Genomic DNA, 22,624 nt, shown 5'->3' with positions numbered 1-22,624 from the left:
CCGGGCCAGGGCCGATTCCATTGATGGGATGCAGCGTTGGTCTCGTGATCGGTCAGCTTCATCGCGGCGGTGCCGAGAAGCAGTTGACTGCTTTGGCGAAGGGGCTAAGACGCAATCACGGGATGCGGCCCATTGTCTATTGTCTCTCAGACGTGACCGAGCCATATGGGCCGGAGTTGCGTGACAGTGGCGTAGACGTGCGGATATTGCCAATGCGCGGCATCGCCCGTTTGACGCGACCACTTCAGTTGGCCCGACTACTCAGGAGCGACGGCATCGATGTGCTGCAGGCGTTTCTCATGGGGCCGACACTTCACTCCGCGGTGGCCAATCTAGTTTGCCGATTGCCGTTCGTTACATCTTTTCGCTGGGGACCTCACCCCCGACACCGATTACGCCGAGCAGTGGACAAGTGGGCCCATCGTCAGGCGGATGCCGTGACAGCGAATTCACGTTCCGGTCTCGAATTCGTGGCAGAGACGTTTCAAATTCAACCGTCTCGACTGACCCATGTTCCGAACGGAGTCGACTTCTCCGGAACAAGCATCTCTCGAGAACGGGCCCGCGATCAACTTGGGTTACCCCGCAACGCGCAGATCATTCTCGGGGTCGCTCGCCTCGTTTCAGACAAGAATCTACCGTTATTTGTGAAAGTCGTCGCACGCGTGTTGTCGACTCATCCCGAAGCCATCTGCATACTGGCAGGTGATGGCCCAGAATATCAGGCAGTACAGCAGCTGGTGGGGCGTACGGCATTTAAGAACAGGATCAAACTCGTCGGTCTGTCGAACGATGTCCCGCAACTTCTGGCTGCCGCGGATTGTCTGCTTTTAACGAGTCACCGCGAGGGTACGCCCAATGCTGTGCTTGAAGCGATGGTTGCTGGCTTGCCAGTCGTCGTGACTGCGGTCGGGGATCTCCCACGGGTCGTCTGCGATGGAGAAACCGGTCATGTTCTACCACCGGGAGACGAAGAGGGACTTACTGCGGCGTGTAATCGCTTGCTTGACGATGATGAAGAGGCGACGAAACTTGGTCAGGCGGGAGCCCAACGCGTTCGCAAGGGTTTTAGCACGGATACGATGGTCGCAACGTACGCAGGAATTTACGATCGTTTAACTAAAGTGAGCGGCTAGTTTGTTGGTTACCGTACACTTAAACTCACTGATCTTGCATGTTTCTTTTGCGATTGTCCTGGTCGTCCCGACTTCAGTTTCGTAGGGGGCGTCGATTAGTTCCGGATCTCAAGAACTGGTCGATGTGCAGAAGTTGAGGAAGCGCTGATGTGTGGTATTTGCGGAGTTCTGGAGCGGTCAGGGCATGTTCCCATTGACCGCAATCTCGTGGAAGCGATGACGGACCGAATGGGTCATCGTGGACCTGACGACCAAGGCCTGTACTTTTCGGATTCTATCGCACTTGGGCATAGACGCCTGTCAATCGTCGACGCATCAGGTGGCCGTCAGCCAATGTCCAGTGGCGACGGATCGATTCACATCGTCTTTAACGGCGAGATCTATAACCATCAGTCCTTACGCCGAACGCTTGAGCAAAAAGGATATCGCTTTTCGACTAGGAGCGACACGGAGAGCCTCCTACATCTCTATGAGGAGTTCGGTGACGGCATGCTCGAGCATCTCGACGGGATGTTCGCTTTCGCAATTTGGGATTCACGTCGTCGGCGATTGTTTCTCGCCCGCGATCGTCTAGGAATCAAGCCACTCTACTACTCTATGACGAATCAGACGTTTGTGTTCGCGTCGGAGATCAAGGCGCTACTCCTGCACCCGTCGGTGAGCCGGGAGATCGACCCGATCGCACTCGATGGCTACCTCGCCCTACAGTACGTCCCGACTCCGAGGACCATATTCTCAGCTGTGAAGAAGTTACCTGCGGGCCATCTCCTTGTTGTGGAACATGATCGCGTCATGTCACGCAGGTACTGGGAGTTGAATCCCGCCGCGGCCGAGATGTCGATCGAGGAGGGCCGTGAGCGGGTTCGAAGTGGACTGGAAGCATCCGTCAGGGCTCGGCTGATGAGTGACGTACCGCTAGGAGTGTTTCTTTCTGGAGGGCTCGACTCAAGTCTTATCGCGGCGTTGATGGCTCAACAGATGGACCGTCCGGTCAAGTCATACTCGATCGGATTCGAGGGAGGAGGGTGGCATTCGGAGACCGAGTATGCAGAACTGGTCGCACGTAGCCTCGGTGCGGAACACCACACGCATATCGTGAGCGCCATGGAAATTGGGCAACTCCTTGGTTCCGTACTTGAACAACTGGACGAACCGCTTGCGGATCCCGCCGCGATTCCGACGTATCTGCTCTCCAAGTTTGCGCGCGAGCAGGTCACGGTCTGCTTGACGGGGGAAGGCGCCGACGAACTCTTCGCAGGCTATCGCCGTTACGCGCTTGAAAAGTCGATGCTGACAGTCGAGGGCATCCCCCGAGGAATTAGGAAGGTGTTTGGGACGGCGGCGGCTCGTCTGATTACTGGGCGACTTCGAAAACCACTACTTAGTATCGGACTCGATCAACCAGAGCGTTTCGTGTTTCTTCGTTCTGTCATTCCTGCGAGCGCGCGGAACGAGTTGTTGCGGTCCGAGGTGGGATCTCAGGTCGATAGCGATCACCTAGAGCGCCGAATGGAAAGACACTTCGTCGCGGGGCGCGGCTTGAACGAGATCTTACGAGCGGACACTCAGGAGTGGCTCGCGGACGACTTACTAATGAAGGTCGACAAGATGAGCATGATGGCGTCGCTCGAGGCGCGCGTGCCGTTTCTGGATCACAAGCTGGTCGAGTTAGTGGCGGGGTTCCCAGCGAGCTGGAAGTACCGGCGAGGAACTAGCAAGTGGTTACTCAAGGACGTCGCCCGTAGTGTGTTGCCGAAGCAGGTGATTGAGCGGCCGAAACACGGATTCATGCCGCCCATCACGACATGGCTGCGCGGAGACTTGGCGGGAACTCTCGACGAGTGCCTGCTCGACCCACAAGCATTATCGTATTCCTACCTGCGGGCAGAAACGGTCCGAAGCTGGATCAGCAGATTCAAACGCGGGGACGCGAGAATGGATTTAAGAATATGGATCATACTTTGTCTTGAGATCTGGATGCGCCGAATCGCGGATCGACCGGTGCCGGGAACGAAGTGATTCATGAGGACTCTGGATGAACTCCTGGGACGGATTATTGACTTTGGTCTGATCGGCCTCGTGGTCTTCACGCCTCTGGCGTTCGGAACTGTCGAGGAGTGGTCGATCGCGGTGGCCCAGATCGTGACAATCGTCATAACTGCCGTCTGGGTTCTTCGAAGAGTGTGGTTCACAAACTCCAGAGAACACGACTCGATCCGAAGCGGCATGATGATTCCCGCAACGTTGCTCGTCATGATCGTTGTTCTCCAGTTGGTTCCTCTGCCGGCATCCTGGATCCGTGTACTCAGTCCCAACACGGCTACAATCTTCGAGCAGTCGTTACCAGGGTACCCGGCCGACGGAGAGGGCTCGTTTGGTGACCTGCCAACGTGGCTACGGGATAACAACTCACCCGAAGCTGGAGAGGTGTCGATGCTCTCTCCGGCCGGGGACGAGATTCGAAACGCTTTGCCAACAAACGCGTTCGATGTGCAATACGCCAGTAGACGCTCGCTGTCGCTGACACCTGCGTATACATTTCGTGCTTTGCAGGTTCTTCTGGCGCACCTGGCGATGTTCTTCGTGGCAGTAGATCGCTTTCGTAATGGCCGCCTTGGTTCGAAAATGCTTTATTCCATCGCCGGTCTTGTAGGACTTCTAGCGATCGTCGGGATACTCCAGCAGCTAACAGCAGAAGGGAACCTGTACTGGTTCCGCTCGGCCGGCGGTTCGGGTTCCTTCGGCCCATTTGTCAGTCACAACAACTTCGCGGGTTGGATGGAGATGGCCCTGCCGATCACAATTGGCCTAGCGGCGTGGACCTGGCATCGTCGTGTTACTGCGGGAACGATATTGCTCATTTTCGTTTCAATCGTTGGGTGTACATCACTGATCTTCTCCCAGTCCCGCGGTGCGGTCGTCGCTCTTGGAACGGCGCTGCTCGTCGTGGGGATCGCTGTCATGTATTTTGAGCGACTCTCGATGCGCGTTGCGATCTTGCCGATTGCAATTGTCGGAGTTGCGATTCCAATAGCCCTGTGGGTAGGTGGTAGTGACATCCAGAAACGCTACGCGACTTTCGCCGATCTTGGTGGCCAGACCTCTCTCGCGTTTCGTTGGCACACGAGCCTCAGAACCATGGAAATGGCGCGAGACTTTCCGATTCTTGGAACCGGTCTCGGTACGTTCGAGGAGGCCTACGCACTCCGCGCCGCCGGTTCTTCACCCCGACGTCTGATCCGCGCCCACAACGACTACGCTCAGTTGCTTGCCGAGGGAGGAATCGGAGCGGGCATCGCCATGGGGTGGGCTCTGGTGATCTTGTTCAGGAAGGCGATCTGGCCAGCTATTAGGGGTGTTCGGCGGTTTGGTCGATGGCCTCAACGCGGCGCGTGTGTGGGGGTCATTGCGCTGCTTCTCCACTCGTTCATTGACTTCAATCTCCAGATCTACAGCAACGCGGCGTTGTTCTGCGTCCTTTGTGCTTATCTGATGGCCGGTGAAGTTGCAACGACTGCGAGCAAGTCGTATAAGACTCGCGGGTGTTGACTACGTAATTGAGAGCGAAGACACGAATGAAGCGTTGGGCGACGACGACGGTTCTTGCCACCATCGCCTTGGCGGGGTTGTGGAATGAGTCGAATCGAATTCGAGCGTGGTCTCATCGCGCTGCGGCAGAGCGTGCGTTTTACGACGGTAACATCGAAGCCACAATGGAAAGTTACCGGCGAGTTCGTGAGATTCTCCCCAGAGAACCGTACTCCTACATCGACGAAGCGGACTCGATAGCGATTTCATTGGATACCGGACTCGTCAACGACATGACTCACGAAGAGGTCACACATCTCGTTGCGCGAGGTGTGACGTTATACTTGGAGGCCATACGCCTTTCGCCCCCGGGCGCATGGTCCTACGAAGGTGTTGGGCGACTGCTAGAGAGTCTGGCGAGGTCATCACGACTCGAAGCCTCGATAGACTTGACTGGGTTTTCGGAAAGTCCGATCGAATCTCTTCTTCCGGAAGAACGGATTCAGGAATTGGCGCTGGCACACGCCGTCCGAATCGAACCGATGAATTTTTATCATCGAGACCATCTTGGTGATTTCTACCTGCGGCATGGATTCGAGGAACGCGCTGCACTTCATTTCCGTGCAGCTGCGAGAATTCACCCAATTTTAGACGATCACTTTTACGTCTCGGACTACATCGAGAGGATTCCTTTGGTTCGAGACGCGATCGCCCTCGGTATCGAGGATGTTCTTCGGGAGGGATCGATTCCGGGCCTCGATGAGCGAGTCTATCGCGCGTTATCCCGCGTTTATCTGCTTCAGGGTCGATTCGCTGACGCCCGGAACAGCTATCGTGAGGCCGTCAAGTTGAGCAGTCTTCCCCACCTTCTCGAAATCGAGATAGGTCAAACCCTATTGGCTGAAAACGATATGGATGGTGCCCTTGCGGCTTTCCAGCGTTCGGCCGCCCTGGAACCCAGCTATTACCGCTCTTGGCTGCAGGTCGGCCGTACACTCGATCGACTCGGCCGGACTGAAGCGGCGGTGGAGGCGTTGGGGAGGGCACGTGGTCTTCAGCCAGCTCGGTTCGAGCCCGCATTCCAACTTGCACGAACGCTCGACAACGGGGGGCGCGACGAGGAGGCCGCACAGCTTCTCGAGAGTCTGATCCTCAATCACTCACACAGGCACGCGTCTTATCAATTACTAGTCGATATCTATCAGGAACAGCAAGCATGGGGCAACGCGACCCGTGTGGCGCGCATGCTCAGCGACAGGTTTCCGCAGGAAGCAATTTTCAAACAGCAAGTCGAAAGACTGGAAGCAATTCGCGAGGGAAAGAGATAATGTACGTTCTTGGAATCTGCGGAGGGATTCGGGCTGGTCACCACGACGGTGCCGCAGCATTGTTTCGCGACGGCCAGCTCGTGGCAGCGGCCGAGGAGGAGCGATTTCTACGGGTCAAGCATGCGACCGCCCGACTCCCCGAGAACGCCGTGCGGTTCTGCTTGAAAGAGGCCGGCATCGAAATCTCGGACATAGATGTGGTCGCCTACAACTACGCGACGATCACCAATATGCGGGAACGCTTGGCGGACTTCTTCCTCCGCCGTTTCGGTCACGCGCCGGAGATCCGTCTGGTCTCGCATTACCTGGCCCATGCTGCCAGCGCGTATCGCTTGTCGGAATTTGACCAAGCGTTGATCATCTCGGCCGATGTTTCAGGTGACTCCGTATCTACGTTCGTCTCATTCGGCAGGGGGGGAGTGATTGAGCCGCTAAAGTCGATCGAGCGTCCAAACAGTCTGGGCCTCTTCTACTCGATGATCACTCAGCACCTCGGTTTCGCTCGCGACAACGACGAATACAAGGTGATGGGCCTCGCTTCCTACGGCCGGGAAGAGATCGACCTATCGTTCCTGCTGTCATGGGAGGGCGGTGATCATCGCTTTAACTACCTACAGTACATGAAATCAGTCGGGCCCCAGTCGCCGTTTCCTGGCAAGCAGGAGGCGCTGTTTCATGAGGCACTCATCGAGCGACTTGGACCCTCACGGCTGCCCGACGAACCTCTCACTCAGCGCCACAAGGACCTTGCATTCAGTGTGCAGAAAACGCTCGAGCGATGCATGCTCGATCTCCTTGATCACTACCACCGAATTACCGGAGCCAAGAACGTCTGCGTTGCCGGTGGGGTTGGACTTAACTGCGTCATGAATCAGCGAATTGCCGCACTGCCGTGGGTTGAGAACATCTTTGTTCAGCCCGCTGCCTCCGACGCCGGCGGTTGTATCGGCGCGGGTTGTGAAGTTCTGGCACAGAAGGGGATCAGTCCCGAACCGCTGGAACACGTCTATCTTGGGCCGTCATTTACCGACGATGAGATCGACGGTTTCACTCGCTCTTACGGCCTCCAGGCACGCAAGGTCGACGACCCCGCCGCATACGCCGCACAAAGTCTGTCGGAGGGCAAGATTCTCGCCTGGTTCCAGGGGCGCATGGAGTTTGGCCCGAGGGCGCTGGGAAACCGCTCGATCCTGGCCAACCCTCAGGACCCCGACATGAAGGAAAAGATTAACGCGACGATTAAATTTCGCGAGGACTTTCGACCGTTCGCGCCTGCCGTACTGGAGGAGCGCGTGCAGGATTGCTTCGTGGACAGTTTTCCGTCTCCGTTCATGACGATGACTTTCGACGTTCATGAAGCGTGGAAGCAGCGGCTGGCCAGTATCACCCACATTGACGGAACTGCACGAATCCAAACGGTCGGACGGAAAACGAATCCTCTCTTTCACAATCTGATCTCGAAATTTGACGAGCTCACGGGTATCCCGGTCGTCATTAACACCTCGTTCAATATCAAGGGGCAGCCGATCTGTCTCTCGCCTCGCGATGCGATTACCACTTTCTATGGCACCGGTATGGACGCCTTGGTTGTGGGGAACTGGGTATTCGAAAAATAGTTCAGCGCGCGCTACGTTTTGAGTCCATCGTCAACTAGTCGCCCACGAGGAGCTCTACGGTTCACTGCAATGATGAACGCGCTCACCATCGATTCGGGGGACTGTTACCAGGGCATCGGAAACACTTCCGAGGAAAATGATGGGGCGGTTCGAAAGCACCCAAAAGTGGACGGCAAATACACGCTGGAGGGGTTGGATGGAGAGTGGTTTGTCAGGGTCAACTTGACGTAGTTATGCGGATCGCCTGCATCTTGACGGTGTTTCCCAGCGTCACCGAGACATTTATTTTCGGTGACCTGCGAGCATTGAAAGACTCCGGCCATGACGTGGGCCTGATGCACTTCCTGGACGGCTCCTGCGACATCTGGCAGAAAGACGCGCGGGTCTTGCGAGAGAACGTTCTTATCGGGGGGCCGCTGGTCTCCCCGGGCGTTTTCGCCGCGTTCGTGGGTTACCTGGTTCGACGGCCAATTCGCCTGATCCGAACGCTGTTGTGGATCGTACTTCATCGCGGATCATCGATCAGGGGTCGGCTCAAGACGCTGCTGATCCTGCCGAAATGCGTACAGTTCGCGAGCGAGTGCAAGCGCTGGCGAGCCGATCGAGTCCACGCAGCTTGGTCCAACCATGCCGCGATCGCCGCGCTCGTCATTCAGCGTCTCAACGGGACACCGTTCAGCATGGCGTCACACGCCGGACAGGACGTCTTTCGAGATCCCGTAATGCTGCGCGAAAAAGTGGCGGGCGCGTCGTTTGTGGCGGTCTGCAATCGGGCGACGTTTGGACGGCTCTTAGAGATCGCCGACCCGGAGGACCATCGCAAATTGGTCCTTCTCTCTCACGGCGTCGATCTCGAAACGTTCGACGTCGAACGAAGCGCACCGCAGGGCTCCTCTCCACGGCGGATCGTTTTCGTCGGTCGGCTGGCGTACGGGAAAGGCATCGCTTACCTGATCGAAGCGGCCCGACTTCTTCACGAAGGTGGAGTCGAGTTTCGGTTGGACCTCTTCGGGGACGGCCCCGAACGGGCTGCGACGCGAGAGTCGATCGAGCAACTGGGCATCGCAGATCAGGTGCAGATGTATGGTGAAGTGAGCCAGGAGGACGTTGCCGGGGCCCTTGTCCAAGCCGACCTGCTGGTGCTTCCCAGCGAACTGAGACACGACGGTGGGAGGGAAGGCCTGCCAAACGTCTTGCTGGAGGCAATGGCCGCAGGAGTTCCTGTAGTCGCGAGCCGAATCGCCTCGGTCGAACAGGCCGTCCAGGACGGGGTGACCGGATTGCTGGTGCCGCAGCGGGATCCCGAGAGTCTGGCGACGGCGATGCGACGCGTGTTCGACGAGCCGGAGCTTACTCATCGCCGGGTGGTGGCCGCGCGAGAGATGGTCCGCGAGTCCTTCGATCGCAAGGTCTGTGGTCGCCGATTCGTCTCGCTGTTCGAGGAGACGCGCTGATGGAATGGGTCTTCTGGATCCTGGCAGCCCTACTGGTCTATCTGCACGGCGGCTACGCATTGATCCTCGTCGGACTGGTCCGACTTCGTGGGAGCGCCACAAAACGGCCTTCTGCGGATCCAGACAACCGGGTTGAGGATTGGCCCGCGGTGACCATACTTATCGGTGCCTACAACGAGGAGGCCGTTCTGGCAGCGAAACTCGATAGTCTGCTGGCACAGGACTATCGCGGCACGATGCGGCTCCTCGTGGTATCCGATCGTTCGAGTGACGGGACCGACGATCTGGCGCGCCGGTACGCGGATCGAGGCGTCGAGCTCTACGTAGCACCACGCCGCCTGGGAAAAGCGGCGAACTTCAGCGCCATCGTCGGCGATCTGACGAGTGAGGTTGTGGTCTGTACCGACGCGGCGGGAAGCTTCGCAAGCGACGTGGTTCGGCTCCTTGTACGGCGACTCGATGATCCGCGTGCCGGCATGGTTGGCGGAAGGATCTTCTACAGCAACGTCGATGCGACCGGCGTGAGCCGTGGCGAGGGGCTCTACTGGCGATTCGAGGTGCTCCTGCGGACGCTCGAGAGTCGTCTGGGTGGCACCGTGATCGTAAGTGGTGCCTGCTACGCGATCCGCCGAACGTTGTTCCGTCCGGTCGTCTCCGCGTTCCCCGATGACTTCATGAGCCCGTTGAACGTGATCGATCAGGGGTTCAGGGTTCTCTACGAGCCTCGCGCACGCATCGAAGAGTCCGTCGCGACGACGGTATCCGGGGAGTTTCGGACGAAGACCCGGATCATTTCGAGAAACGCCGCGGCGTTGTGGTCGATGCGTCGCCTACTAAACCCGTTCCGGGGGCCGGGGGCGGTGGTCAAACTGCTTTCTCACCGCCTCTTGCGATGGCTTGTGGCCCCGATGCTGTTGGCGGCGCTGACCCTCAACATCCTGCTGGCGGGGCAACCGTTCTACGGCGTATTTCTCATTGGGCAGGTGCTGTTCTACGCGTTGGCTCTCCTGGGCCTGGTCCCTGCATTTCGTCGACGGCGACTGATCTTCATCCCGTTCTACTTCTGCCTGGTCAATCTTGCCGCGTCTTTCGGCCTTTTCCGGGCTTTACGCGGACGCATTTCGGGAGTTTGGGAGCCCGTTGAGCGTGAAGACGGACCCTAACGGCATGGCAGAAATCAGGGCATCGTCGTACCTTTCCGGGCACGAAAGACTCACTGGCACGGTTGAGTCGCTCGCGGAGGGGACCCTTGCACGTACTGATCACCGGCGGCGCCGGTTTCATCGGGTCGCATCTTGCCGATGCGCTACTGGAACGTGGCGACAGCGTCAGCATCATCGATGACCTGTCGACGGGGTCGATCCGCAACGTCGCCCATCTCCGCGAGCATCCGAAATTCGATTACATCATTGACACGATGATGAACAAGCCGCTGTTGGCCGAACTCGTCGATCGGGCGGATCTGATCTATCACCTGGCGGCCGCCGTCGGCGTCAAGTTGATCGTCAAGAGTCCCGTGCGAACCATCGAGACCAACGTTCGCGGAACCGAGATCATCCTCGAGTTGGCCGAAAAGAAGCACAAGCGCGTCGTCATCGCGTCGACCTCGGAGGTCTACGGCAAGTCCGCCAAGATCCCGTTCTCGGAGGACGACGATCTGGTGATGGGGCCCACGTCCAAGGGACGCTGGGCTTACGCCTGCTCGAAGGCCATCGACGAGTTTCTTGCGCTGGCCTACTACAACGAGCGCGAGCTTCCGGTCGTGGTAGTCCGGTTGTTCAATACCGTGGGTCCACGGCAGACCGGCCGGTACGGGATGGTGATCCCGACCTTCGTTCGCCAGGCATTGACGGGACAGCCCATCACGGTCTTCGGAGATGGGACCCAGCGACGCTGCTTTACCTATGTCTCCGATGTGGTTGGTGCGTTGGTCAAGCTCGGAGTCGAGCCGCGTGCCACCGGTCGCGTGTTCAACATTGGAAGCAACCAGGAAATCTCGATCGCGGACCTGGCGAACATGGTCAAGGCGATGGCCGACTCGAAGTCTGACGTTGTTCTGGTTCCCTATGACCAGGCGTACGCCGAGGGCTTCGAGGATATGGCTCGCCGTATCCCCGACCTCTCGCGGGTCGGCGATCTGATTGGTTTCAAACCGACGCTGGCGATCCACGAGATTCTCGAGCGGGTCATCGCAGAACAACGATCCATCATCGGCACAACTTCGGTCGAGTCGACCCCGGCTCGCCCGCAGTCGAGCGACCCGCCCAAACGGGCGCCGAGTCCTACGCCTAACGCGTAGAGTGCCGAGTTGAAGCCGGTATTCAGTTTCATTGCCGCGCTGATCGCCTCAGCAGCACTGACTCCGCTGGTGATGTGGGTCGCTCGTCGCACCGGAATGGTCGCCAAGCCGAAGAGCGATCGATGGCACACCAGAACGACGGCGCTCCTCGGCGGAGTCGCGGTCTTCGCTGCGTTCATGATCGGTGTGGTGCCGTTTCTTGAGTTCCCCAACGATTCGACACGCACACGTATTCTCGGCGTGCTGATTGGCGCCGGGCTGGTGTTCGGGCTGGGCTTACTGGATGACCTCGTTCAGATCCGCCCCGGCAGCAAACTTATCGGTCAGATCGTCGCTGCTTGCGTGCTCGTCTACACCGGTGTGTACTTCGACATCCTGGGCATGCCGCTGGTCACGATTCCGCTGACGATCTTCTTTGTCGTCGGTATCACCAACGCCTTCAATCTGCTGGACAATATGGACGGCCTGAGTTCGGGGGTGGCCGCGATCTGCCTTCTGACGCTGTTCCTGTTCAACGTGTTATTGGGGAATCCGGAGGCGTTCGGTGTCGTCATTCTGGCGTTGGCCGGGGCGTTGATCGGATTCCTGATATTCAATTTCAATCCGGCCAAGATCTTCCTGGGCGATTCCGGATCGCTGTTCATCGGCTTCACGGTGGCGGCGATCTCGATTCTGGGCACCTGGGAGCAGGCGTCCAATACGTTCCTGATCCTGGCGGTCCCGGTTGTGGTGCTTGGAGTGCCGATCTTCGATACGACGTTCGTCACGGTAACGCGTACGCTCGCCGGAACCCCAGTGTCGCAGGGGGGGCGCGATCACACCTCGCATCGCCTCGTTCGTCTAGGAATGAGTGAGCGCGCCGCCGTCCTCGTGATCTATGCCATCTGTATCGTGTTCTCGGCGATCGCGGTGCTCAGCCTTCAGGTCGGATCCTTCGGACTGGGAGTCTTCGCCATCCTGGCCGTGATCGCGATCTTCTGGTTTGGTGTGTTCCTGGCCCATGACAAGTTGTACAAGCCGGTCGAAGGGGAGACCTCAGCCGACGGCACGCTCATTCGTACGCTGGTAATGCAGAAGATGCGAATGGCCGAGGTCTTGATCGATCTCACGCTGTTTGGTGCCGCCTATATCGCCGCGTACATGATTCGCTTTGAGGGTGACCTCGTCGGCCTACCGCAGGACAAGCTGATAGAGTCTCTCCCGGTGGTGCTGGCCGTCAAGTTCGTGGTCTTCTTCTCGTTCGGTCTCTACCGTCGCATTTGGGCGTTTACCGGGATCCACGATCTGACGGTCATTGGCCGCAGCATCCTGACATCGACATTGGTCTCGGTCGTTCTGCTCTGGGGTATCAATCGCCTCGACGGCTACTCGCGGACGGTCTTCGTGATCGACGCGGTCTTGCTGCTGGTGTTCACGGCGGGCAGCCGAGTGATGTTCAGGGTGCTACGGGAATGGGCCAACAACCAGACGGCCGCCGGGCGTCGGTTGCTGATCTTCGGCGCTGGCGTGGCGGGCGAACTGCTGCTTCGTGAGGTTCGTAGCGACTCCAGCCTGGGGTTCCAACCGGTCGGCTTTATCGACGATGACGTAAGGAAGCGGGGTCGCCGCATCCACGGACTGAAGATCTACGGCGGTCGTGGCGATCTGGGGCGGATCGTGGAGCGAGAGACGGTCGATGAGATCATCATCGCGATCCCATCTCTGGACGACGACGCGCAGGCTCTGATCCAGGACGCCTGCCGAAAAACCGGCATTCCCTGCCGCAACATGAAACGAGTCAGCTCGACGTTCTTGAACTGAAATGCCAATAGAATCGCCATCTTTGGTCTTTCCGACGGCCCGACTGGCCGGTTCGCGAGTCTGTTCGTATAGTAAGGACGGACTTCGTCCGGCACGGCGGGAGAAAAGACGTGGGTAACGTGGGCAACACCCAGGAGGTCGGCGAGCGCGGGCAGCACCTTCGTGACTACTGGCAGGTCGTCTTGCACGGTAAGTGGATGGTGTTGACCATCGCATTTGTCGTCTTGAGCCTGGTGGCCGTTACGACCTTCATGCAGGTGCCGATTTACCGAGCGACGGCCACGGTCGAGATCCAGCCGCGACCCAAGAGCCTTACTCCCAACGCGGATTTCTCTCAGCTCGGGGCCTCCGGCTGGGGCTACATGGCCGACGATCGTTACATCAACACTCAAAAGCAGATCGTCAAGAGTCGGGACACCGCACGCAAGGTCATTGAGGATCTCGGACTAGGAAATGTGTTGCCCTATTCCGATCTGCAGGACCCGGCAGGTTGGCTTGCATCGCGGGTGAAACTGGACATGACGATTGACACTTACTTGGTCGAGGTAAGTATCGAGGACGCCGACCCTGCGACGGCTCAACTGTTGGTCAACACAGTCGCTCGTGTCTACATCGATTCCAACATTGACTCGGCGATCGGGAATGCCCGTCGAATCATGGACGAACTGTATTCCCAGCTCGATCCAATTCGAAAATCGATTGCCGAAAAAGAGGACCGTCGATATCAGCTAGCCCGTGAGACAGAACTCTACGTTCCGGACCCGTCCGACGACGCAACCCGGCTACGCATCAATCAACTCCAGGAAGAGTTGACCGAAATTGGTATCTCCCGGGCTTCCCTCGAGGCCACTTTCAATGCAATCGAGAAACTCGAACAACGAGGCGGCAGTTTTCTCGGTCTTGACGCCGTGGCTAACGATCCGTTGATCATCGAATTGAGCACGCAGGCGTACGCACTGGAGAAGGAACTCGAGAAGCAATCGCTGTCGTTTCGTGATGAACATCCGCGAACCAAGACCACGCGGGCCGGGTTGGATGACATCCATCGTCAGCTTGACCTGGAAACCAACAAGATAATCGTAAAGGTCAAGACCCAGTACTCGATCGACCGCAGTCGCGAGACTGACCTGAAGCGGCAGCTACGAGGGGTTCGCGAAGAGGGCATGGATCGCTCTCGCACTTCGACTGAAGTCGTGATGATCGACGCCGAATTGAAAGAGGATCGACGGATCTACGACCTGATCATGGCCCGTGTAGGTGAGATCGATCTCAACCGTGAGACTTTGACCAACAACATCCGCCTTATGGACGAGGCGGTCCTTCCCGCATTTCCGGTGCGTCCTCGGAAGGCGCTGAATCTGGCCGCTGGATTGGCATTGGGATTGTTCCTGGGTATCGGCGCAGTGTTCTTCACCGATTATCTGGACAACACGATCAAGACTCCCGAAGACATCGAGCAGTACCTCGGACTGCCGCTGCTCTCGGTCGTACCCCGTGTCCGTAAGGAAACCTCGGCAGCGATCGTCGAGGCGTACCAGACGCTTCGTACGAGCGTTTTGTTCGCCAGCAAGAGTCGGACATTGAAGACCGTGCTGGTTACCAGTTCGGGTGCAGGAGAGGGCAAGTCAACGACCATCGTCAACCTTGCCAAGGCGCTGACGTCCGCCGGTGACCGGGTGATCCTGGTGGACGGCGATCTTCGACGCCCGACGATCCACGATCATCTTGGCCTGCGTCGCGAAGGCGGGCTGACGGATCACCTACTCGGCAGCCGCAAGGGCGAGGGGGGCGAAGGCTACGAGGAATACCTCAAGCAACTACCCAACTCTCCGAATCTCGACATCCTGACCTGTGGACCGATCCCACCCAATCCTACCGAGTTGTTTGGTGCTGCCGGATTCAAGGAATTGCTCGCGGGACTCCAGCAGTCTTACGACTGGGTGTTGCTCGACTCCCCACCGGTGGCCGCGCTCTCGGACTCGTTGATTCTCGGTTCGATGGTCGACATGGTGGTCCTCGTGATCCGACACAGCAACAACGATCGTGAGACGATCCGCCGCTCGGCCAAGAAGCTCCGCGAGGTGAACGCCAATCTCATTGGCGCCGTCCTGAACGACGTCGACAGTACCCATGCGACGTACAAGGATCACTACTACGGCAACTATGACTACACATCTCCCGTCAAGAAACAGACGCGGAAGAAGAAGCAACAAAATCTGGGTGCCTAGACGATGACGACGATCTCGTGGGCGGAGACACTCACCGACGCTCGTCAGCGCGCCGCCGACGAAGCCAAGCTCCTCCTGACCTACATCTATTCCCCCGGCTGACTGGGTTGTCGCCGCATGGATGCCGTGACGTATCCACACCCAGACACCCAGTCCGCCATCGCCGCAGACTTCGTTCCGTACAAGATCAACATGCTCGAGCGTCATCCGGACTTTCGCGACGCCTCGGCCGGCGCCCGGGTCTCATGGGGTCCCACACTCATCGTCGCCGACGGGCGAGGGCTTCTGATCCGACGCTGGGTGGGTTGGCTGCCACCGGACGGGTTTGTCGCCGAGCTTGCGTTCTGCCGTGCCGCCGCGGACTACAGCCACGGCAAGTTTGAGGAGGCGCGATCGGGGTTCGCGACGCTTGCGGAAGGCAGCGGCGATCATCCGATCCAGGCCGAGGCTCTCTACTGGCAGGGTATCGCCGGGTTCATGGCAGGCAAACAGGATTGGGCGGCCCTGCGGGAGTCCTGGGGGCGTCTGGCTCGCGAGCAGCCCGGCACCCGATTTGGCACCTACGCATCGGTAATCCACGATGCGCCGGAAGATAGCTGATGTGGTAGCGTCGGTTCAGGAGGCATCATGCGAATGTTCCCGTCTACGCCGTCAATCCTTGTTGTTCTTGTCTGTCTGCTGCCGCTCGTCGGGTGTGAGCAGGTCCCCGAGGAAGGGGCCAAGCTCTCCATCGACGATGGTTGGGCGGCCGTCCAGCAGGCCCATGCCGACCTGGACGCGAAGCGGGCACAGTTGGCAGCCCTGCCGGAGGATGGCGAGGGCGAGGGCGAGGGCGAGCCTACGCCGCGTCAGACCCTAGAGGCGGAACTCGACGTGCAGTCCAGGGCGTTCTCTGATCAACTGGTCGACTTCATCAACGGGTCCGGGATGGTCGAGGGTGAGCCTCTCAACGAGATCCAGCAGGCGGCCATCCGTCTCAAGAGCTCGGAGGACATCCTCGTCGCGGAGCAGTACATCACGTCGCGGGCCAACTACAATCGGGCGATCGAGATCTACAACGGTGCCCTGATGCTCGATCCCGACAATGAGGCGCTGACCACCGCCCTCGCTCACGCCGAGTCCATGCGTTACATGACCAAGGAGCGATTCGCCGCCGCCACGGAGGGGATGAGCGAAGCGCAGGTCACGGCGGCCATCGGCGTCGTCAAACCGGGCAACGTGAACGATTACCGGCCCGAGGGCAAGGGTGTCGTAGCCTGGTTCTACCCGAAGGAAGACGGCGGTGTCGCCGGGGTCTGGTTCAAGGAGTCCGGGGGAGTTCTGCGAGTCTTTCAACTGTTGTGGGACCAACCCTCCAAGAGCAAGAGCTAGGGAACCTTCGCCTCGTAGGCGGTTCCGTATCGCAGCAGCATCGTCTCTGCGACTCCATCGGAGTCGATCGTCACGATGTAGAGCCGATCGTACTCGCCGGGCTCGTCGATGGGGGAGCCCGGTTCACCCCCCAGTAGCTTGACCATTCCCGGGGTTGTGTTGCTGTGCCCCACCACAAGATGACGCCCGGGAGTTTCGCGAAGACGCGTCGCGAATGCCTCTAATTTCCTCGGGTCATACAGCGACACGTCGATTCCCAGCCGCGACGCCAGCGGAGCGGCGGTCGTCTTCGTGCGAACGTAGTCGGTGCTGTGGATATGGGTCACGTGGGCGTCTGCCAGCAGGACGGCCAATCGATCCGAGCGGTCGATACCGGGAGGGGAGAGTGCCGGGTCGTCTCCGGTCTTGACCTTCTCTGCGTGACGGACCAGGAACACGACCGTGTCCGCCGCCGGCGTTGCCGACGAGCATCCGCAAAGAACCGCCAGCAGCAGAAGAGACAGACCGATTCGACGGATCATGGACTTCCTCCCGCGTCACCGTGAGAGAGACTTCGGCCACGCCCACGGATTCGCAGGTTGAGCATCTCGACGAAGACCGAGAATCCCATGGCGAAGTAGATATACCCCTTCGGGATATGGTGGTCGAGGCCCTCCGCGACCAGGTTGATGCCGATCAGCAGGAGAAAGCTGAGAGCCAGCATCTTCACCGTCGGATGATGCTCGACAAAACTCGAAATCGAGTTGGCGGACAACATCATGACGCCGACGGCAATGATGACGGCCGCCACCATCACTCCCAACCGATCGGCCATGCCGACCGCGGTGATCACCGAGTCGAGAGAGAAGACCAGGTCCAGGAGAAGAATCTGCACGATGATCGCGAAGAACGAGTGGACGCGCGCGTTGTTCTTGCGCGATCCATGCTCGCCCTCAATCTTCTCGTGGATCTCGAGGGTGCTCTTGCCGATCAAGAACAGGCCCCCTCCCAGCAGGATCATGTCCCGCCCCGAGATCTCGTTGCCCAGAAGGGTGACCAGCGGCGAGGTGAGCCTCATGATCCAGGTGATCGAGAAAAGTAGGCCGACGCGCATGAACATCGCCAGGGCCAGGCCGAGCCGCCGGGCCGACGCCTGCTGCTCCTGAGGCAGCTTCGTCGAGAGGATCGAAATGAAAACGATGTTGTCGATTCCGAGGACGATCTCGAGGGCGGTCAGGGTGACCAGCGCTGTCCATATCTGGGGATCGCTCAGCCACTCCATGACGTCGTTTCCGGACCTCTTTGCGGTGTCTCGCCCGAAAAACGGCGAACCTCCCACATATCCTGCCACACGGGGTCGATCCGGACGACGAAAGTTCAGAAAATACCCGCTCCTAACCGGCTTCTCAGCGTTTATCCTTGCCTACCCTGACGAGCGGAGTGACGGCATGGAACAAAAACGCGGCCACTGGACATCCAGTGCGGGCTTCATCCTCGCGGCGACCGGCAGCGCCATCGGGTTGGGAAACCTGTGGAAGTTCCCCTTCATTACGTGGAACAACCAGGGTGGCGCGTTTGTCCTGACCTACCTGATCTGCATTCTGGCGGTCGGCCTCCCCATCATGATGGCCGAACTGCTGATCGGAAGGACCAGTCAGAAGAGTGTCGTGGGCGCCCTCAAGCACGCCGTGGGTCCCGCCTGGGGCATCGTCGGCCTCTGGGGTGTCTTCTGCGGTTTCATCCTCCTCAGTTATTACACGGTGATCGCCGGCTGGTCCCTGTTCTATTTCTGGAAGTCGCTGGGATGGAGCCTCAACGGATTTCCGGCGGATCTTGCCACCGGAGATCTGTTCGGCAGTCAGGCCGGCAACGGGGGGCTCCAGCTGGGGCTCTCCATGGTCTTCTCGATGGCGACCGTCTCCGTCGTCTACTTCGGCGTCCAGAAAGGGATCGAGCGGATCACGCGGACTGCGCTGCCGGTGCTGTTCGGCATCCTGATCATGCTGTTTATCGCCGCTATCGGTATGGAGGGTTCCGGCAAAGCGTTGTCTTTCATCTTCCGACCCAATTTCTCGGAGCTGGAACCATCGGGGATTCTGGAGGCGCTGGGTCACTCGTTCTTCACGCTGTCGCTCGGCATGGGCGCCATGGTGACCTACGGGTCGTACCTCGATCGTAAGCAGTCGCTGGTCAAGGCGTCCGCGGTCATCGTCCTTCTCGATACGCTCATCGCATTGGTGGCGACGGTGATCATGTTCTCGGTGATCTTCTCCGTCCCCGGCATGGACGGACAGGTCGGAAAATCCACCGTCGGCATGCTGTTCATTTCGCTCCCGCAGCTGTTCTACTCGGAGGTCCCGTTCGGAACGATTCTGGCGCCGATGTTCTACGTTCTCGTCGCCGTGGCGGCGCTCACGTCTACCATCTCGCTCCTGGAGGTGGTTGCCAGCTACGTCATCGACGAGCACAAGGTCGCCCGCGCCAAGGCCACGCTCCTGTGTGGCGGCACGATCTTCGTCTTCACGATCCTGGCGGCGATGTCGTTCGGTGCGGTTCCCGCGATCTCAACCTTCGAGATCTTCGCCGGCAAACCCGGCTGGTTCGCCACCGCCGATCATTTCGTGTCCAACTGGATGCTTCCGACCGGTGGGTTCGCCGTGACCCTCGCCGCCGGCTGGTTCATGACCCGCAAGGCGACGGAGTCCGAGTTGGTGGATGGAAACCAACCCGCCTGGTTCCACTACGGGGCATGGCGCTTCTTCATCCGCTACGTGGCGCCGGTCGCGGTCGCCGCGATCATCGTCGCCGTGATCCTGGGGGTCGACTTCTCCTGACCGGCTCTCGAACCGACAACCCACAGCTTAGACAGCGAGACATTCTTCGCTTCTGGCTCCCGCTGGCCGGCACCTGGATGATGATGGCGGTGGAGGGACCCCTTCTCGCGTCGGTCATCGCGCGGCTCGCCGAGCCTCGCTATAACCTCGCGGCATTCGGCGTTGCGTTCGCCGTCGCGGTGATCGTCGAGGCACCCGTCATCATGATGCTGGGAGCGTCGACGGCGCTGGTGGACGGGCGTGAGACGTTCTTGCGTCTACGACAATTCACTCACTGGCTCAATCTGGGAACAACCGCGGCGATGTTGTTGGTTGTCCTGACGCCGCTCTATCGACCGATCTTCGAGGGGCTCATCGGGCTCGACCCGCACGTGGCAGATCTGACCCGTGGCGCATTGATGATCCTGCTCCCGTGGCCGGCGGCGATCGGTTATCGACGGTTTCACCAGGGCCTGTTGATCCGTCGCGGGTCGCCGCGACGTGTCGCTTACGGGACGGTCGTGAGACTGCTGACGATGCTGAGCGCGGTGGTTGCGTTCTACAACCTAACCTCGATCGCGGGGGCCTATCTCGGCGCGGCGGCGCTGACGATCGCGGTCTGTACCGAGGCGGTCGTCGCACGTTGGATGGCCCGCCACGAGGTGCGACGTTTGACGGCCCACGATGCGGAGGCGGGGAGCGCGACCAGCTACGGGAAGATCTGGCAGTTCTATCTACCACTCGCCTGGACGTCAGTCGTGGCCATGGCCGCTCAGCCGCTCGTGACGTTCTTCATGGGGCGGGCCCCACGTCCCCTGGACTCACTCGCGGTTCTTCCGGTGATCAACGCCCTCACGTTTCTGTTCCGGAGCCTTGGGCTGGCCTACCAGGAAGTGATCATCACGATGCTCGCCCGGGATCCGTCCTATCGCCGGCCCGTGCTCCGTTTTGCCCTGACTCTGGGCCTGTCGGCCAGTATCGGTCTGGCGCTCATCGTGGCAACGCCGTTCTCTCGTGTGTGGTTTCAGACCCTGTCCGGGCTGGATGAATCGTTGTATCGATTTGCGCTGTTGCCGGCGTGGATCCTGATCCCGATCCCGGCGCTGTCGGTCCTGTTGTCGGTTCAGCGAGCGTTCCTCATGCACCAACGCTACACACGACCGATCACCTGGGCGACGGTTATCGAGATCGCGGGTATCGCCGGGCTCCTGGCCTTGCTGATCCGTACGACGCCGTGGGTCGGGGCGGTCGCGGCGGCGATTGCATTCGTCGGCGGACGACTCGCGGGAAATCTGACGCTCGTGGGGCCGTTGCGAGCGGTCAGGGGCAGATCGCAATCGTCTGGGTGAGACAACTCGACGACCCCGGAGACCGCTCGACACCCTGGCTGTTACGCCCGTGTGAGCCTTCTTCAATCGTGTCGGTCGGAACGACAAGATAGTAGCGATCGCCGAGATCCGGATCGATAGTCGCGGTAACGGCACTCTCGGTCGTACAGGCGATGGGTTCGTGCCCGTACCAGCCGCCGATCCGACCCTCATAGATCTCGTAGTCGACGTCGGTGGTCGTACACGAATCGGCCCAGTCCAGGACCAATTGCTGCCCGACACCCTTACCGATCGTTAGCGGCGTGGGTTCTCCGTTCTGTCCGGGGATCCGTCCCGACCCGGTATTGGCACCGATCCGGAAATAATGGTTGTAGAACTTGCCGTCGAATTCGATCTCGAAGCGCCAGACCCCTGTCGGTCCGGATGGCGCAACGTTCGTCAGGGACCACCACCAGTAGGCGCCGGAGTAGAACCCCGCGTTACTGGTGTGATTCCAGTTCGCGTAGACCGAGTTGTCGGGTCGGTAGATCGTGATGGTGCTCATCTGAACGAGCAACTGGTCACGGTAGTAGCCGGTGAAGTAGATCGTGGAGCCTGGGTTGAAGACGTTCTGTACGTTGGGCGATTCCTGCTGGGAGCAGGTGTTGAAATTGGGCGGAGAAAATCCCGTGGTCAGACGATTGATCGCCGAGTCGTAATACGGACGTTGGGATGCCCACCAGCTGTTGGCGTTCATCAGATTGCACGTCCCGTTATAAGGGTCGTTCAGCGTTAGCGTCGAGTCGTAGGACTCGAAGTGAAGATGGGGACCCGTAGAACTGCCCGAACTTCCGATGATGCCGAGGTACTCGCCCTGGGTCACCGTCTGCCCGACGCCCTTTGCCGTCAACGATCCGCTCTTGAGGTGGCCATACCAGGTGCGGGATCCGTCGCCATGCTCCAGATAGATCGCATTCCATGGGGCGGCCTGGAGGGCGCAGCTTCGATCGAAGTTGCCGTCATCCTTCAGGATGATGGTCCCGTCGGCGGCGGCGACGACCTCGACAAGATCGAGATCCATCATCAACCAGGGGAACGGCCACGTATAGATATCGACTCCCTGATGGTTGTAGCCGGTCGACAAGTCGTACGACCGGGCACCGCACGCGAAGTCCTCGATACTCCCAGGTGCGATCGGGTCGTGATCGACGAAATTCGAGATGCCGTGATGACCAGGCTGGGTCAGGCTGACCGCGGCGCGGACGGGCCACGCCAGGACGGCATTGGCTCGCTGCAGAGTCGATTCCTGGGGAAGAATCCGTTCCAGCCGCAGCCGATCGACGTTGCGCTCGATCTCCGCCTCGATACGGAAGCGGGCCTCCGGGGTCAATTCATCGCCAGGACGAGGAGTCGCGGGTTCACCGCCGCCCTGCTCGTCGGGACCCCGCCCCTCGGCGAGAATGACGGAGCCGCCAATGAGAAAGACGCTCAACATTCCGAGGAGCAGCCCACCCGCGGGGTGTCGTCGATCGATGGAAAACACGCTCTTGCCCAGCCAAAAAAACTTTACCTGATTATGATACATACGCGATTTTGCCTCGCCCTCAACGTTATTATCAGAATTCCGGATCTGAACTCGCGGTGGCACCCCAGACCGCCGGAACCCTGGCCGTTTTCACTCGTAAACGACCGGAGGAGAAATGCCATGAACTCGAAGAATCGTCTCGCTGTCATTATGGTCACGCTGATATGGTTAACGGCTTGT

The 22,624-nt window shown here is 59.3% G+C and carries 17 protein-coding genes; 14 read left to right on the top strand and 3 right to left on the bottom strand.

Features of this window, described 5'->3' with window-relative positions; translation table 11 throughout:
- The first annotated feature begins 23 nt into the window (after positions 1-23).
- The 12 genes from OES25_06525 to OES25_06470 all read left to right on the top strand — a co-directional run bounded on the left by OES25_06525 (position 24) and on the right by OES25_06470 (position 16,760).
- Positions 24-1,136, top strand: a complete 1,113-nt coding sequence (locus OES25_06525) for a glycosyltransferase (GenBank protein ID MDH3627297.1) — start codon at positions 24-26, stop codon at positions 1,134-1,136.
- Positions 1,137-1,283: 147 nt separating this feature from the next.
- The gene (gene asnB / locus OES25_06520; GenBank protein MDH3627296.1) at positions 1,284-3,155 is read left to right on the top strand and encodes an asparagine synthase (glutamine-hydrolyzing); all 1,872 of its coding nucleotides are present in this window, start codon (positions 1,284-1,286) and stop codon (positions 3,153-3,155) included.
- A 3-nt stretch (positions 3,156-3,158) separates the two neighbouring features.
- A complete protein-coding gene (locus tag OES25_06515; GenBank protein MDH3627295.1) occupies positions 3,159-4,685 on the top strand; it encodes an O-antigen ligase family protein in 1,527 nt (508 codons plus the stop codon).
- Positions 4,686-4,711: 26 nt separating this feature from the next.
- Complete coding sequence (locus OES25_06510) at positions 4,712-5,992, top strand: hypothetical protein (GenBank protein MDH3627294.1); 1,281 nt, start codon at positions 4,712-4,714, stop codon at positions 5,990-5,992.
- Entirely contained in the window at positions 5,992-7,608 is a 1,617-nt protein-coding gene (locus tag OES25_06505; protein MDH3627293.1) for a carbamoyl transferase, read from the top strand. Before OES25_06510 ends, OES25_06505 begins: the two co-directional genes overlap by 1 nt.
- A gap of 233 nt (positions 7,609-7,841) precedes the next feature.
- Positions 7,842-9,062 (top strand): glycosyltransferase, encoded by a 1,221-nt coding sequence (locus OES25_06500; GenBank protein ID MDH3627292.1) that lies wholly within the window; start codon positions 7,842-7,844, stop codon positions 9,060-9,062.
- On the top strand, positions 9,062-10,225 hold the full coding sequence (locus OES25_06495) for a glycosyltransferase (protein ID MDH3627291.1): 1,164 nt from the start codon (positions 9,062-9,064) through the stop codon (positions 10,223-10,225). The genes OES25_06500 and OES25_06495 overlap by 1 nt, the downstream gene beginning before the upstream one ends.
- Positions 10,226-10,311: 86 nt before the next feature.
- Positions 10,312-11,361, top strand: coding sequence for a GDP-mannose 4,6-dehydratase (locus tag OES25_06490; GenBank protein MDH3627290.1), 1,050 nt, complete (start codon positions 10,312-10,314; stop codon positions 11,359-11,361).
- 9 nt (positions 11,362-11,370) lie between these two features.
- Positions 11,371-13,161: a hypothetical protein gene (locus tag OES25_06485; GenBank protein ID MDH3627289.1), complete on the top strand. Its 1,791-nt coding sequence runs from the start codon at positions 11,371-11,373 to the stop codon at positions 13,159-13,161.
- Between the two features lie 110 nt (positions 13,162-13,271).
- Positions 13,272-15,389 carry a polysaccharide biosynthesis tyrosine autokinase gene (locus OES25_06480; protein ID MDH3627288.1) on the top strand — a complete coding sequence of 706 codons (2,118 nt, stop codon included), beginning with the start codon at positions 13,272-13,274 and terminating at the stop codon, positions 15,387-15,389.
- A gap of 126 nt (positions 15,390-15,515) precedes the next feature.
- Entirely contained in the window at positions 15,516-15,989 is a 474-nt protein-coding gene (locus tag OES25_06475) for a hypothetical protein (GenBank protein ID MDH3627287.1), read from the top strand.
- 27 nt (positions 15,990-16,016) lie between these two features.
- Positions 16,017-16,760: a hypothetical protein gene (locus tag OES25_06470; protein MDH3627286.1), complete on the top strand. Its 744-nt coding sequence runs from the start codon at positions 16,017-16,019 to the stop codon at positions 16,758-16,760.
- Here OES25_06470 and OES25_06465 read toward each other — a convergent pair.
- Together OES25_06465 and OES25_06460 are read right to left on the bottom strand one after the other, a co-directional pair.
- The gene (locus OES25_06465) at positions 16,757-17,281 is read right to left on the bottom strand and encodes a histidine phosphatase family protein (GenBank protein MDH3627285.1); all 525 of its coding nucleotides are present in this window, start codon (positions 17,279-17,281) and stop codon (positions 16,757-16,759) included. The genes OES25_06470 and OES25_06465 overlap by 4 nt on opposite strands.
- Positions 17,278-18,021, bottom strand: a complete 744-nt coding sequence (locus tag OES25_06460; GenBank protein ID MDH3627284.1) for a TerC family protein — start codon at positions 18,019-18,021, stop codon at positions 17,278-17,280. Before OES25_06460 ends, OES25_06465 begins: the two co-directional genes overlap by 4 nt.
- A gap of 166 nt (positions 18,022-18,187) precedes the next feature.
- On the opposite strand from OES25_06460, the gene OES25_06455 reads away from it, so the two are divergent.
- Positions 18,188-19,573, top strand: coding sequence for a sodium-dependent transporter (locus tag OES25_06455; protein MDH3627283.1), 1,386 nt, complete (start codon positions 18,188-18,190; stop codon positions 19,571-19,573).
- The gene (locus tag OES25_06450; protein ID MDH3627282.1) at positions 19,489-20,901 is read left to right on the top strand and encodes a hypothetical protein; all 1,413 of its coding nucleotides are present in this window, start codon (positions 19,489-19,491) and stop codon (positions 20,899-20,901) included. The genes OES25_06455 and OES25_06450 overlap by 85 nt, the downstream gene beginning before the upstream one ends.
- Here the strand turns inward: OES25_06450 and OES25_06445 are convergent.
- Positions 20,873-22,402 carry a peptidoglycan DD-metalloendopeptidase family protein gene (locus tag OES25_06445; protein ID MDH3627281.1) on the bottom strand — a complete coding sequence of 510 codons (1,530 nt, stop codon included), beginning with the start codon at positions 22,400-22,402 and terminating at the stop codon, positions 20,873-20,875. The genes OES25_06450 and OES25_06445 overlap by 29 nt on opposite strands.
- Positions 22,403-22,624 lie beyond the last annotated feature (222 nt).

This window comes from Acidobacteriota bacterium (genome assembly GCA_029861955.1).
In the GTDB taxonomy this organism is placed as follows: domain Bacteria; phylum Acidobacteriota; class Polarisedimenticolia; order Polarisedimenticolales; family Polarisedimenticolaceae; genus JAOTYK01.
This window is presented reverse-complemented; position numbering and strand designations above follow the sequence as displayed.

What these genes read in the sequence shown, in the direction of transcription:
- OES25_06525 (MDH3627297.1), top strand. Translation starts at nt 24, where the DNA reads ATGGGATGCAGCGTTGGTCTCGTGATCGGTCAGCTTCATCGCGGCGGT.
- asnB (MDH3627296.1), top strand. Translation starts at nt 1,284, where the DNA reads ATGTGTGGTATTTGCGGAGTTCTGGAGCGGTCAGGGCATGTTCCCATT.
- OES25_06515 (MDH3627295.1), top strand. Translation starts at nt 3,159, where the DNA reads ATGAGGACTCTGGATGAACTCCTGGGACGGATTATTGACTTTGGTCTG.
- OES25_06510 (MDH3627294.1), top strand. Translation starts at nt 4,712, where the DNA reads ATGAAGCGTTGGGCGACGACGACGGTTCTTGCCACCATCGCCTTGGCG.
- OES25_06505 (MDH3627293.1), top strand. Translation starts at nt 5,992, where the DNA reads ATGTACGTTCTTGGAATCTGCGGAGGGATTCGGGCTGGTCACCACGAC.
- OES25_06500 (MDH3627292.1), top strand. Translation starts at nt 7,842, where the DNA reads ATGCGGATCGCCTGCATCTTGACGGTGTTTCCCAGCGTCACCGAGACA.
- OES25_06495 (MDH3627291.1), top strand. Translation starts at nt 9,062, where the DNA reads ATGGAATGGGTCTTCTGGATCCTGGCAGCCCTACTGGTCTATCTGCAC.
- OES25_06470 (MDH3627286.1), top strand. Translation starts at nt 16,017, where the DNA reads ATGCGAATGTTCCCGTCTACGCCGTCAATCCTTGTTGTTCTTGTCTGT.
- OES25_06465 (MDH3627285.1), bottom strand. Translation starts at nt 17,281, where the DNA reads ATGATCCGTCGAATCGGTCTGTCTCTTCTGCTGCTGGCGGTTCTTTGC.
- OES25_06460 (MDH3627284.1), bottom strand. Translation starts at nt 18,021, where the DNA reads ATGGAGTGGCTGAGCGATCCCCAGATATGGACAGCGCTGGTCACCCTG.
- OES25_06455 (MDH3627283.1), top strand. Translation starts at nt 18,188, where the DNA reads ATGGAACAAAAACGCGGCCACTGGACATCCAGTGCGGGCTTCATCCTC.
- OES25_06450 (MDH3627282.1), top strand. Translation starts at nt 19,489, where the DNA reads ATGGCGCTTCTTCATCCGCTACGTGGCGCCGGTCGCGGTCGCCGCGAT.